Source organism: Neobacillus niacini (genome assembly GCF_031456445.1).
Classification (GTDB): Bacteria; Bacillota; Bacilli; order Bacillales; family Cytobacillaceae; genus Neobacillus; species Neobacillus niacini_I.
The window spans coordinates 91,877-104,255 of sequence record NZ_JAVDUQ010000014.1; the positions used below are offsets into that span (position 1 = coordinate 91,877).

General features: G+C 39.7%; 13 protein-coding genes. 8 read left to right on the top strand and 5 right to left on the bottom strand.

Features of this window, described 5'->3' with window-relative positions:
* Positions 1 to 141 precede the first annotated feature (141 nt).
* The 5 genes from hutH (at position 142) to lsrF (ending at position 4,815) form a co-directional block, all read left to right on the top strand.
* Positions 142 to 1,659: a histidine ammonia-lyase gene (gene hutH / locus J2Y67_RS13585; protein WP_310174859.1), complete on the top strand. Its 1,518-nt coding sequence runs from the start codon at positions 142 to 144 to the stop codon at positions 1,657 to 1,659.
* Between the two features lie 100 nt (positions 1,660 to 1,759).
* Positions 1,760 to 1,909 (top strand): hypothetical protein, encoded by a 150-nt coding sequence (locus J2Y67_RS13590; RefSeq protein ID WP_310174861.1) that lies wholly within the window; start codon positions 1,760 to 1,762, stop codon positions 1,907 to 1,909.
* A 156-nt stretch (positions 1,910 to 2,065) separates the two neighbouring features.
* Positions 2,066 to 3,628 (top strand): autoinducer-2 kinase, encoded by a 1,563-nt coding sequence (gene lsrK, locus J2Y67_RS13595; protein ID WP_310174862.1) that lies wholly within the window; start codon positions 2,066 to 2,068, stop codon positions 3,626 to 3,628.
* A 23-nt stretch (positions 3,629 to 3,651) separates the two neighbouring features.
* A complete protein-coding gene (locus J2Y67_RS13600; protein WP_310174864.1) occupies positions 3,652 to 4,008 on the top strand; it encodes a cupin domain-containing protein in 357 nt (118 codons plus the stop codon).
* Positions 4,009 to 4,023: 15 nt separating this feature from the next.
* Positions 4,024 to 4,815 (top strand): 3-hydroxy-5-phosphonooxypentane-2,4-dione thiolase, encoded by a 792-nt coding sequence (gene lsrF, locus J2Y67_RS13605; RefSeq protein ID WP_310174866.1) that lies wholly within the window; start codon positions 4,024 to 4,026, stop codon positions 4,813 to 4,815.
* Positions 4,816 to 4,857: 42 nt separating this feature from the next.
* On the opposite strand, the gene J2Y67_RS13610 is transcribed toward lsrF, so the two are convergent.
* Positions 4,858 to 5,250, bottom strand: coding sequence for a thiol-disulfide oxidoreductase DCC family protein (locus tag J2Y67_RS13610; protein WP_396954077.1), 393 nt, complete (start codon positions 5,248 to 5,250; stop codon positions 4,858 to 4,860).
* Positions 5,251 to 5,372: 122 nt separating this feature from the next.
* On the opposite strand from J2Y67_RS13610, the gene J2Y67_RS13615 reads away from it, so the two are divergent.
* Positions 5,373 to 6,452 (top strand): NAD(P)H-dependent flavin oxidoreductase, encoded by a 1,080-nt coding sequence (locus tag J2Y67_RS13615; RefSeq protein ID WP_310174868.1) that lies wholly within the window; start codon positions 5,373 to 5,375, stop codon positions 6,450 to 6,452.
* A gap of 262 nt (positions 6,453 to 6,714) precedes the next feature.
* Positions 6,715 to 7,362 (top strand): phosphatase PAP2 family protein, encoded by a 648-nt coding sequence (locus J2Y67_RS13620; RefSeq protein WP_310174869.1) that lies wholly within the window; start codon positions 6,715 to 6,717, stop codon positions 7,360 to 7,362.
* 86 nt (positions 7,363 to 7,448) lie between these two features.
* Here J2Y67_RS13620 and J2Y67_RS13625 read toward each other — a convergent pair whose 3' ends face one another.
* The 4 genes from J2Y67_RS13625 to J2Y67_RS13640 form a co-directional block, all read right to left on the bottom strand.
* Positions 7,449 to 8,117, bottom strand: coding sequence for a DUF2642 domain-containing protein (locus J2Y67_RS13625; RefSeq protein ID WP_310174871.1), 669 nt, complete (start codon positions 8,115 to 8,117; stop codon positions 7,449 to 7,451).
* Positions 8,118 to 8,303: 186 nt separating this feature from the next.
* A complete protein-coding gene (locus J2Y67_RS13630) occupies positions 8,304 to 9,389 on the bottom strand; it encodes a hypothetical protein (protein WP_310174873.1) in 1,086 nt (361 codons plus the stop codon).
* A gap of 66 nt (positions 9,390 to 9,455) precedes the next feature.
* Entirely contained in the window at positions 9,456 to 9,956 is a 501-nt protein-coding gene (locus J2Y67_RS13635; protein WP_310174875.1) for a hypothetical protein, read from the bottom strand.
* Between the two features lie 155 nt (positions 9,957 to 10,111).
* Positions 10,112 to 11,182: a CotH kinase family protein gene (locus J2Y67_RS13640; protein ID WP_310174876.1), complete on the bottom strand. Its 1,071-nt coding sequence runs from the start codon at positions 11,180 to 11,182 to the stop codon at positions 10,112 to 10,114.
* Between the two features lie 317 nt (positions 11,183 to 11,499).
* Between J2Y67_RS13640 and J2Y67_RS13645 the strand changes: the two genes are divergently transcribed.
* Positions 11,500 to 12,159: a hypothetical protein gene (locus J2Y67_RS13645; protein WP_310174878.1), complete on the top strand. Its 660-nt coding sequence runs from the start codon at positions 11,500 to 11,502 to the stop codon at positions 12,157 to 12,159.
* The last annotated feature ends 220 nt before the right edge of the window (positions 12,160 to 12,379 follow it).

Below are 12,379 nucleotides of genomic sequence, written 5' to 3' on the forward strand. Positions count from 1 at the left end.
GGGATTGATTATTCATGAGGCATCGAAAAAAAATCGTTCAACATTTAATAATGGTTATCAAAGAGGCTGGACTCCAATTCTAAGTGAAATGGAATCCAGCCTCTTTCTTTATTTTACTAAAGTGGTAGAGGAGAGATTGGTGTGATTACGTTAACTGGTCAAGGTTTAACATTAAAAGAAATGAAAGAAGTACTATACGGTGGTCAAAAGGTTCAAGCATCGGATAAAAGTATGGAAGCAGTAAAAAAGAGCAGGGAAGCAGTAGACCGAATCGTTTCAGAAGGAAGAGTAATCTATGGGATTACAACCGGTTTTGGTAAATTTAGCGATGTATTAATTGATCAAAAGGATGTTCAAGACCTTCAGCTGAACTTAATTCGTTCACATGCATGCGGCGTCGGTGAACCATTCCCGGAAGATGTCGCAAAAGCCATGGTTCTTCTTCGTGCCAATGCTTTGTTAAAAGGATTTTCCGGCGTTCGTCCAGTTGTCATTGAGAGATTGTTAGAGCTTGTAAATCACGATATTATTCCCGTTATTCCGCAACAAGGTTCACTTGGTGCAAGTGGTGATTTAGCGCCGCTTTCTCATTTGGCATTAGTTCTTGTTGGTGAGGGAGAAGTATTTTACCAAGGAAACCGGATGGATTCTCTAACAGCCTTCCAAATTGAAGGACTTACACCTATAACATTAGAAGCGAAAGAAGGATTAGGAATCATCAATGGAACCCAGGCGATGACCGCCATGGGCGTTGTCGGTTACTTAGAAGCAGAACAGCTTGCCTATGGAAGTGAGCTTATTTCTTCGATGACTATAGAAGGATTAAATGGAATTATCGATGCCTTCGATGAATCCATCCAGGTGGCTCGCGGCTACCAGCAGCAAATTGATACAGCAGCAAGAATCCGCAGTTATTTAAGTGACAGCTTACTGACAACACAACAAGGCGAGCTTCGAGTGCAAGATGCTTATTCACTCCGTTGTATCCCTCAGGTACACGGGGCTTCATGGCAGGCGCTTGATTATGTAAAAGAAAAATTAGAAATCGAAATGAATGCAGCAACCGATAATCCATTAATTTTTGATGACGGCGAGAAAGTGATCTCTGGTGGTAACTTCCACGGTCAGCCGATTGCGTTTGCCATGGACTTTATGAAAATTGCTGTTGCGGAAATGGCCAATATTTCAGAACGTCGGATTGAACGACTAATCAATCCGCAATTAAATGACCTGCCGCCATTCTTAAGCCCAGAGCCAGGATTACAATCCGGTGCGATGATTATGCAATATGTGGCAGCAGCACTTGTATCTGAAAATAAAACATTGGCACACCCTGCAAGCGTGGATTCCATTCCATCCTCTGCAAACCAAGAGGACCATGTAAGTATGGGAACCATTGGTTCAAGACATGCTCATCAAATTATTCAAAATACCAGAAGAGTCCTTGCGATTGAATGGATTTGTGCCATGCAGGCTGTAGAATACCGTGGTGTTGAAAAAATGGCTACACAAACAAGAATACTTTACGAAAAGGGGAGAGAAATCGTTCCTTCTATTAAAAAGGACCGACTTTTCTCTAAAGATATTGAAAAAGCGGCTGATGTCCTGAAAACAATGGATCTGACAAAATTAATTCAGCAATTGAACGATGTAATATAAACTTTTAATCAAAAAATGATGTGACATCCATTCCATATGCTTTGCCAGTTTCATCTAATTTTACCAGCATCAAATATATTTTTAATTGGAGGATTTCAAAATGTGGGTCATCACTCTTTATTCGATGGAAAATATTAAAATGTTTGAATATGAAAAAGAAGAGGAAGCAATGGAAGCTTTCAAAAAATTTAAAGGAACCAAAATTCTTTCTGAAATTGTATATTTTAATGATCCTTGTTTTTTAAATTAATTTGCCAATTATTTGCTTAAAGCCCTGTATCCATCATACAGGGTTTTTTTCACTTGTTAAAGGAACCAGTGAATCCAGTTCTTTTTAAAAAAATTGCGGATATATTTCTTGTAGGCGGTGTGCAAAATTTAAAACCTAATATGGAGGAGAATTCAAATGGACTACATTCTCGCCTTTGATGCCGGAACAGGCAGTATTCGGGCGGTATTAATTGATCTGTTTGGAAATCAAATCGGGGTATCGCAATTCGAATGGGAACATTTAGCGGATAAACGATTCCCCGGGTCAATGGACTTTGATTGGGAAACCAACTGGGGCTTAGTTATCCAATGTGTTCGTAATGTGTTAAAAGACACTGGCATAAAGGCAAAGAATATCAAAGCTATCAGCGCAACAGCCATGCGTGAAGGAATTGTCCTTTATGATCCTCAAGGCAAAGAGATTTGGGCGTGTGCCAATGTGGATGCAAGGGCATCGGAAGAAGTAAAGGAGCTTAAAGAACGAAATTCAGGATTAGAAAAAGAGATTTATAACTTATCCGGGCAAATGTTCGCTCTTGGTGCATTGCCACGGCTGTTATGGATCAAAAATCATTTACCGGAAATCTATGAAAAAGCAGCCGCGATGACGATGATCAATGATTGGATTCTTTTTAAACTATCTGGCAAGCTTCAGGTCGACCCTTCAAATGGATGCACGACAGGTATTTTTGATTTAAAGAAACGGTATTGGGAAAGAAAAGCGGCTGCATTATGCGGAATTAAAGAGAACCTATTTCCACCAGTGAATGAGGCAGGAACCGTCTTAGGGGCAGTGACAGATGAGGCAGCTGCCTTAACCGGACTATCTCCTGGAACCCTGATTGTCTCAGGCGGCGGAGATGCACAAATGGCGTCTGTTGGAGTAGGAGCGGTATTGGAAGGGCAAACGGTGGTTTCAGGCGGTTCCTTCTGGCAGCAAGAAGTTAATGTCTCGCAACCCTTGGTAGATAAGGGAGGACGAATCCGGGTGAACTGCCATGCGGTTCCCCATCTATGGCAGCTTGAAACGATTGCCTTTTTTCCCGGCCTTGTAATGAGATGGTTCCGTGATGCTTTTTGTGAATTGGAAAAAGCAGAAGCAGCGGCAACTAGCCGTGACACTTATGAGATTTTAGAAGAAAAAGCAAAAGATGTACCGATAGGCTCGAATGGAATTATCCCGATTTTTTCCGATACGATGAATTTTGGTTCGTGGCGGCATGCCGCTCCATCCTTTATAAACCTCACACTTGATCCTCAAAAAACTGGAAAAAAAGAACTTTTTAAATCCCTTCAAGAAAATGCAGCCTTAATCACACTAGGAAACTTTAAACTAATTGAAGAAGCGACAGGTACCTACCCGAAAGAGGTTATTTTTGCCGGCGGAGCTTCAAAGGGAAGGCTTTGGAGCCAAACACTTTCAGATGTCTTAGGTATTCCAGTGAAGGTTCCGGTGGTAAAAGAAGCCGCCGCTTTAGGAACGGCTTTATATGCAGGAATCGGGGCCGAACTCTATGAAAATATTGAAAAAGCAGCCGAACAGGTAGTGAAGTGGGAGCGGACCTATCAACCGAATTTAGAAAATCATAGGCTTTATCTTAAAATCTATGAAAAATGGAGACGTGTTTATAAAGAACAGTTAATCTTAGCCGACCGTGGTTTAACCATTCATATGTGGAAAGCACCTGGATTGGATTAAATTTTTAAAGGGGGGTGAAGTGTATGAAGAAGGTCAATGAGAACGACTTTGAATACCGGTTTGGAGACAACGGACCGAAGTACTTAACGAAGGGTCCTAATGTGGATGTGGGAGTTGTAGTATTAAAACCGGGTCAGGACTTTCAAACCCATTATCATACCGTTTGCGAAGAAATTTTCTATATTTTAGAAGGGGAAATTGATTTTTATATCAATGGAGACCATGTTCCGGCAAAGCCGGGAGATATGATTCAATGCCGACCGCATGATTCTCATTATTTGATCAATCAATCGGAGCAACTGTTTAAGGCTGTGTTTATAAAGTCCCCGCATATTGCGAAACGGGACACTGTGAATATACCGAATCCCATTATTAAATAGAGGAGTGTGTTACGAATGAGCTGGGGATTTCAAAATCGTTTAAATAAAATTTTACCGAATAGAAGAGCCGTCATGCTGGCGATTGACCATGGTTACTTTTTGGGTCCGATCAGGGGCTTAGAAAAGCCTGGTGAAACCGTAAAGGATCTCCTTCCCTATACAGATTCTCTTTATTTAACCCGAGGAACACTTGCTGCCTGTATTCCTGATGATACAGATAAACCAATGGTCTTGCGTGTATCCGGTGGACCGACAACGCTTGGAAAGGATCTGGCAAATGAAACGGTTGTCACCTCTGTGAAAGAGGCAATTCGCCATAATGTGGTCGGTGTGGGGGTTTCCGTTTTTATTGGCTCTGATTACGAAACGCAAACCGTTACGAATCTTGCTCATGTTGTCACCAATGCCCATGATTACGGGCTCCCGGTTTTAGGGATCACAGCGGTCGGGAAAGAACTCGAAAAACGCGATGCTCGTTTTCTGGCATTAGCCTCCAGGGTTGTCGCCGAAATGGGCGCAGATATTGTTAAAACCTATTACTGTGAAAACTTTGAAGAGGTAACAAGCAAGTGCCCGGCACCGATTGTGATTGCCGGGGGACCGAAGTTTGATACAATCCGCGAAGCACTCGAGATTACGTATAATGCAATGGAGCAGGGAGCAGTCGGGGTGGATATGGGGAGGAATATTTGGCAGTCCGAATATCCGCTCGCGATGATCCAGGCGATTCATTCGATTGTTCATAATAGTTTTTCTGTTAAAGAAGCAGTGGAGTTATATGCAACCAATACAAAAATTAAAGCGTAAAGCGTTAACGCCTGAATTCTATGGGTTAGATTCAGGCGTTTTTTAATCCAAAAACCTCTCTCTCAACTCCGGTGAAGGGAGCATGCAGCTATTTTTCTTACCAAACCATTTATAGCGGTTTTTCGCTATGATATCATAAATGTAGTCTCTAATAAACGTTGGGACGATCATGAGGATGGCGAACAACTTCCATCCGCCTTTGAGTCCGCTGCAAACCCGTAATGCGGCAGTCGATTTAATGTAAACCTTTTCCTTTTCAATTAAAATAAAGCTATCGAGATCCGGAGCAAGACCATATTTCGTTACAATTCGTTTTCCCGTTCCTCCTTGGATGGATGCAAACTTAAATATTCCGGATGTGTCTCTCTTGATAATAAACTGCACACTGTGATTACATAAATTACATACACCATCAAAAAGAATAATTCGCTCCATTTCATCACACCCCATCCTAATACTCATCCGGTGTCACTCCACACGGACAAACCAATCGATTTGTCCACGGACGGTGCCCGTCACCAATTATGTTTATTATATTATGAAAGGCGGAAGATATCATGTGGCAAAATGAATTAACAAATGGGTTAGGTATCCAATATCCAATCATTCAAGCTCCAATGGCAGGGGGACCAACCACCTCAAAATTAGTGGCGGCTGTCTCAAATGCTGGGGGACTTGGTATGATTGGTGCCGGTTATCTCACTCCAAGTCAACTTCGAGAGCAAATACAAGAAGTAAAGCAATTAACCGACAAAAGCTTCGGAATTAATTTATTTGTCCCATCAAACTATCAACAGGAGGAGCAAAAAATAAAGAAAGCAAAAGAACTTCTCAGTCCTATAGAAAAGGAGTTAAATGTGGCACTCACTCCTAAAATACCAACTTTCGAAAAAGACCTCGATACTTTTCATGAACAGGTACGGGTCGTTATGGAAGAACAAGTGCCGGTTTGTTCGTTTACGTTTGGATTGCCGTCCCAAGAAATCATCGGCCATTTGAAAAATAATTCAATCATCGTCGCAGGCACAGCGACTACTGTTCATGAAGCCATCCTAAATGAACAGGCTGGTATGGATTTTGTCGTTTTGCAGGGAAGCGAGGCAGGAGGGCACCGCGGCACCTTCGAAAATAACGCCGAGCAAGGTCTAATTGGTTTAATATCACTAATTCCTCAAGCAGCCGACCAGATCAACATTCCAATCATCGCTGCCGGAGGGATTATGGATGCAAGGGGAGCATTGGCTGCAAAATGTCTCGGAGCACATGCCGTTCAATTGGGAACCGCGTTCCTCGTATGTGAAGAGAGTGGAGCTTCTCCTCTACATAAAGAAGCCATTATCAAAGCTTCAGAAGATCAGATAGTACTAACAAAAGCTTTTTCAGGAAAAATGGCAAGAGGAGTAAACAACCGGTTTATCGAAACAATGAAAAAAAATGAGCATGAATTGCCGCCATATCCGATTCAAAATGAGCTGACAAAAGGGATCCGCAAAGCATCCTCTTTATACGGAAACCCGGAATTTATCTCTCTTTGGGCGGGTCAAAGCCCCCGATTAGCAAAAAGCTTAACGGTTCAAGAATTAATAAATCAGTTCATTCAGGATACAGAAACTTTAAAGAACCGATTATCATTTTAAATTGTGAGGAAAAAATGTTAAAATTAAGTTTAACTGAAGTTCATTTTTAGACTTTAACAATAATCATTCAAACCATCAAACGTAAGGACCGAACAAAGGTGCCCACCTGCGTTTCGTCCTTTTTCTTTTACCATTTTTTCATCCTTAAACAATAGATTAATTGGGAAAATTATGCATAAACGCTGTGATTATGATACTATAAACTAGTGGTCTATTGCATTATAAAGATGGACTACCAATCTATAAAAAGGGAGGAATAAAAATGAAAATAGCTATAAAAAAAGCTCCCTACTTGCTTTTATTGTTAGTAATTCCTTTATTGGCTGTCGTTTATCAGATTTTAAATGAACGGACACATAAAGCAGTAGATATATCCACATCCATTGACCAGGCAATTCCTTTCCTACCTATATTTATCATTCCCTATATTGTTTGGTATGGCTATATTTTCTGTTATTTAGTTTACTTTTGTTTTAAGGACACAAAGGTTTATCTAAAAACATTAATCCTTATTGTGGCCGCAGAGCTTATTTGTTTTGTCGTTTATTTCTTTTTCCAAACGACCGTGCCAAGGCCAGAGCTAACAGGGAATACTGTTATCGTTAACCTTGTGGAATGGATTTATGCGAATGATCAGCCAGTTAACTGCTTTCCAAGCATTCATGTCCTGACCACTTTTACCATTATGCTTGCTTCGCTTCATATAAAGAAAAAACACATACTCAATACTTTATGTATAAATATTATCGGGACCTTAATCATTGTTTCCACATTATTCGTGAAGCAGCATGTCATTTTTGATATGATTGGCTCCGTCATTTTAGTAACCTTTTTATACGGAATCACTTTTGAACTATTATCCTTTCGGGTTAGTGAAAAATCAGAAACTGTTTATCTAAAAAATAAGTAAAATCATTATGAAGGTAAAAAGCGGACTAAATCAGTCCGTTTTTTTTCAAAAAAAAGTGTCCTGAAAAGACACTCCGTTTAAAGATTTTAGGTCATATGAACGGTTTTAATATGCTGTAGATGCAAATACACCGGATCCTCTTTAGCTCGAATAATTTCCACAAAATTGTTTTTAATCCCTTGAACTTTCCCTATAAAATGCTCACTTTCTCCCATATTAAAAACAATTAATTCTCCGACTAACTTTTCAATTTGCACCTCAAAGGACCTTGCAAAGGAGATGTTTGAAGGATTCACAGGGAAATTTGCGTTACTAAGCCCATAAGGACGTTGGTTTTCAGAGTAAGGAATTAACCACTTTAGATGGTTGAGGGAAATAAACATTGTTTTATAAATTGGGGAGTAAAAAATGAAATAATTATTCATGATGCTAATAATATATCCATGCAATGCTTTGTTTCCAGTTACATAGATTTCGGTAAAAATTCCTTTTGCAGAAGTAAGCGTCTTGCGAAGAGATATTTCTTCGTTATGATTATAAATCGGGGATGGTTCTGAAGAATGATAAAGCTCATCAATTTCATCCTCATCAAGAAATTCCCAATTTTGGATATGGACAGTGGGAATATATAAATAATCATAACCATCAAACAGGACCCATAAATCGCTTCCAATGTCGATAAGCATCCCACTTAAAAATTTTTTACCTGAAATCTCTAGTTTTATATATTTTCCGATATGTTCTTTTAAATTCATAAAATCACATCCTTTCATGGGACCTGCAATTTACAAGATGAGATGGACTAGTTTTAAGGAAATGACCTTGAAAAGACCAGTCCAAATCATTTTGTAAGGATTTCTTTAGGATGCTGTAAGGGACATTGACATGGAAGAGAAATATGTTGTTTTTCATCTCGAATTTTCTGGATAGAGGTTGTGGGATTAGAATCGGTTCGCTCTATTTCTCCTATTTGGCCAGCCGGCGAATGGGAAAGCCCCTTCGCTACTATTACGTGTAATCGGTTCGCCTGCAAAACGGGTAAGGCGTTTTTCCTCATTCTTTTGAGTGTTCTTTACATTCGGATCCGTGGTTTTCTTTGACTCTTTGTTTTCCTTCACTGAGCCGAAGATATTTGCTGTATCGCTAAATTTTAAGGCAGTTGTTTCTTTATTTGTTTTTACTTCTTCGACCTTTGTTTGAGAAACTTCTTTCTTGGAGGAACTCTTAGATTTTGAACTTTTTTGTTCCTTGTTAGAACGTTTGTTTTGCTTACTTTTTTCTTCTTTGGATGAAGAAGTATCACGTTTGCTTTTGGATGATTTTGTTTGTTTGTTGGTTGGTTCCTCTTTCTCAATACTTTTCGGTTTAATGGATTGTGACCAAACCATAGCCGAGGAATTATCAATGACAGGGAGACTGGAAATATCCATGCTTTCTTCTTCCTCAACAACTATTACTTCCTCGATTGCTGTTACTTCCTCGACAATGTCTATTGATTCGTTAGAACTATTCTCTACTTCCTCATCCTGTTTTGTTACTTCCGTTTCACTTTGTTCTTCATTATTTGAATCTGAAGCGGAATCTGAATCTGAACTACTTGAGTTATCTTCAATTATTCCCTTTACAATATTGGAGACGTGGGATAATTTGATTAGAATCCTTTCTTCATCGCTAACTAATGTAACAAAATCGGAATCCACTTCATTTACAATTCCGCTAAACGTTTGTTTATTTAAACAAAGAATGCTTACCCAAGAATGAGTTAATGAGGCTAATAAATCTGTTAAGCGGGTGGTTTTTACATATTCACTTGAAATTTCCTCACTTTGAAACTCTTTGGTGTTTTTTGTAATGGCTTGAATTTTATCTAGACTATAATAAAAAATGTAATTATTTTCGTTTTCTAATATTACATGATCTTCTTCTACGCCCATTAGTTTTCCTTTGACTATTTCTTCACCTACATAAAGATTTACACTAAAGCCTTTTAATAAATCTAGTGTAGATGAAAATCGATCTTGGCTCATTCATAAATCCTCCTTATGGGATTAATTGTCGCTTCTCCGAAAAGAGAAGCGACGAGTTACAACGCTTTATTTTTTCTTTTCGTTATTTTTGCCTTTATCTTCTTTGCCCTTCTCATCAGATCCTTTTTCGCCTTCATTCGTATTTTCTACTTTTAGGCCGTAGCTGATATTTCGAATATGGAACATGGAGAAGCGAACAATTTCATCTTTCACAATAATGGCTACATATTCAGAATTAATCTCACTAAGCACACCTTCAATACTTTCAGGTCCACGATTCATGTGTACCCATTGATATTGCATGCTTTTTAACAAATCCAAGAAGGTATTTGCCTTTTTATATTCAAACCCTTCTGGTGCATCTACGCCAGCATCAATTTTATCCTGAGTGCTTTCTGTAATACTTTTGACATGCTGCATATTGTAGTACAGAATGCCGTCTTTTTCCGTTAATAAGATAAATCCGTCATCAAAAACCTCCATTAATTTTCCGACTCTAGAATTTGGCCCATGTCTATCAACCTTGATGGTTTTACCGACAAAATTACTCATAATTTCCCTATTCATACCACCATTTTCCTCCTTAAAATTAAATAAACATTTACACTGCATCTATATGTATCACGGGGTGATGTTGTACTATTATAGGTGCCTGTTTTTGCAAATTACCGGAAAAATAGGCAAAAAAAAGTATATGGAACTTGCCATATACTTTACTTTGCCTATATAAACGTCATCATCTGTTCTTTGAGGTAAGAATTTCGTTTTTTAATAAACCTTACAATGTATAATTTTTCTTTTTCAAGAGTTTGTTCATTTATGGTTAAAAAGGGATCTAGGCTTATATAGGGCTTTAGTACATTGAAAAGGTCTGTGATAATGGGTTCAAGTTTTTTAACTGTAAATTGATTTTCTAAGGCAGATGAAAGGGTTTGTAAATACTTTTCTTTAAATGGAGGGAGATTGAGAAGTCTGCTGGTTAATGTATTGTAACCAGAAATGGGCACGAATTCATGGCTTAGTTTCCGTCCGTGAAGATCCCTTCCCCAAGTACCATCATAATCCCAGGGAGTCATTTCATAAAGATTGCTTTTACCATTATGATATAAAGCATAATTATGAATAAACCCATCAAAATTTTGCGTACAAACGACTCCTGTCAACCACTTTACATATTGATCGATATCCAGAAATTTAGGGATTTCTTTTTCAAATTCATCATTATTTAATGTATTAACCTTTGCAATAAACTCTTCTAGTCTTGCAAGATCTTTTTCGGATCCATTCTTTACTGTGTACCCTTGGTCTAAGCTGGTTTTTAATTTATTTTTTGGAGTGGTAAGGGAGAAATTTGCATGATAATTGGTGGCGTAAATGATTGCACCCTGTGGCAGATTTCTTTTATTCAATAGGTATTTGTCGAAAGATTCCAGCTCTAAATAAATCCCTTTACAAAATCCATTTATAAAAAGAAGAACATGCTTTGAGCTCGGTGAAATCACTCCTAAGGAATGAAAAAAATCCAGGGCAAGCTTGTTTCTGCTTAGTGAAATATCCGAAAACTCTGCATTAAGATGGATTTCATGGGCTCCATTGACCATATAGGGCTTTTGAAAAAGGATGTGATAGGATTTTTTTTTCTTTTTTCTAATGACATTCCCTCGATAAGCTAGGTTAATGGCATATTGATTTCCCTCGATTTTCAGGACTGCGGGCACAGGATCATCAGTCCAAATATCCTGTTCTAAATTTTTTAGTATTTTTGGATTAATAAAGATTTCATATTTAAGCACTTTAATACCCCTAAAAAATTCATTTTTTAGAATTGTATGCTTGCTACTAGGTAAATGTGCAGTTTGGAAAAATGGGAATTGGCAAAGAAATGGGGGAATTTTATTAAAAATATATAAATGTCCATGTCAATCCCGATGTTTTTCCCATAAGTTAGAAAGGAAAATACTTATTTTTGGAAGTGGTGAAAAAATGGTATTAAAGTTGGACATGGACCAGTTATTAGCTCAGGCGAAAGAAAATGGAGTGTTAGCCTTTTTAGATAATAATCCGAAAGAAGTCGTTGCAAAGCATAAAGGGAAGAAATCTAAATCGCGCGGTGGCAACAAAGGCCCTAAATCCAAAGGGAAAAAGCATAAGTCCGGAAGCAGCGGATCTAGCGGCAGTAGCGGTAAAAGGAGATCCAGCAGCAGTAGCGGTAGCAGCGGATCCAGCGGCAGTCATGGTAAAAGGAGATCCAGCAGCAGTCACGGTAGCAGCGGATCCAGCGGCAGTCATGGTAAAAGGAGATCCAGCAGCAGTCACGGCAGCAGCGGATCCAGCGGCAGTCATGGTAAAAGGAGATCCAGCAGCAGTCACGGCAGCAGCGGATCCAGCGGCAGTCATGGTAAAAGGAGATCCAGCAGCAGTCACGGCAGCAGCGGATCCAGCGGATCCAGCGGCAGTCATGGTAAAAGGAGATCCAGCAGCAGTAGCGGTAGCAGCGGATCCAGCGGCAGTCATGGTAAAAGGAGATCCAGCAGCAGTAGCGGTAGCAGCGGGTCCAGTGGCAGTCGCGGTAAAAGGAGATCCAGCAGCAGTCACGGTAGCAGCGGGTCCAGTGGCAGTAGCGGTAGAAGGAGATCCAGCAGCAGTCACGGCAGCAGCGGATCCAGCGGCAGTCATGGTAAAAGGAGATCCAGCAGCGGGTCCAGTGGTAGCAGGGGGTCCAGTGGTAGACAAAGTTCCAGCCGGAGCAAAGGAATTCGCGGACCACTAGGTAGACGTCTTCGGTCAGGTTCTTCAGGAAGTAGTGGGTCTAGTGGCAGTAGCGGTAGAAGGAGATCCAGCAGCAGTAGCGGTAGCAGCGGATCCAGCGGCAGTCATGGTAAAAGGAGATCCAGTAGCAGTAGCGGTAGCAGCGGATCCAGCGGCAGTCATGGTAAAAGGAGATCCAGTAGCAGTAGCGGTAGCAGCGGATCCAGCGGCAGTCATGGTAA

Bases quoted from the DNA above. Each gene is read 5' to 3' on its own strand.
- J2Y67_RS13610 (WP_396954077.1), bottom strand. From the start codon at position 5,250: ATGGAGCGAATTATTCTTTTTGATGGTGTATGTAATTTATGTAATCAC.
- J2Y67_RS13615 (WP_310174868.1), top strand. From the start codon at position 5,373: ATGTGGCAAAATGAATTAACAAATGGGTTAGGTATCCAATATCCAATC.
- J2Y67_RS13620 (WP_310174869.1), top strand. From the start codon at position 6,715: ATGAAAATAGCTATAAAAAAAGCTCCCTACTTGCTTTTATTGTTAGTA.
- J2Y67_RS13590 (WP_310174861.1), top strand. From the start codon at position 1,760: ATGTGGGTCATCACTCTTTATTCGATGGAAAATATTAAAATGTTTGAA.
- lsrK (WP_310174862.1), top strand. From the start codon at position 2,066: ATGGACTACATTCTCGCCTTTGATGCCGGAACAGGCAGTATTCGGGCG.
- J2Y67_RS13625 (WP_310174871.1), bottom strand. From the start codon at position 8,117: ATGAATTTAAAAGAACATATCGGAAAATATATAAAACTAGAGATTTCA.
- J2Y67_RS13600 (WP_310174864.1), top strand. From the start codon at position 3,652: ATGAAGAAGGTCAATGAGAACGACTTTGAATACCGGTTTGGAGACAAC.
- J2Y67_RS13630 (WP_310174873.1), bottom strand. From the start codon at position 9,389: ATGAGCCAAGATCGATTTTCATCTACACTAGATTTATTAAAAGGCTTT.
- lsrF (WP_310174866.1), top strand. From the start codon at position 4,024: ATGAGCTGGGGATTTCAAAATCGTTTAAATAAAATTTTACCGAATAGA.
- J2Y67_RS13635 (WP_310174875.1), bottom strand. From the start codon at position 9,956: ATGAATAGGGAAATTATGAGTAATTTTGTCGGTAAAACCATCAAGGTT.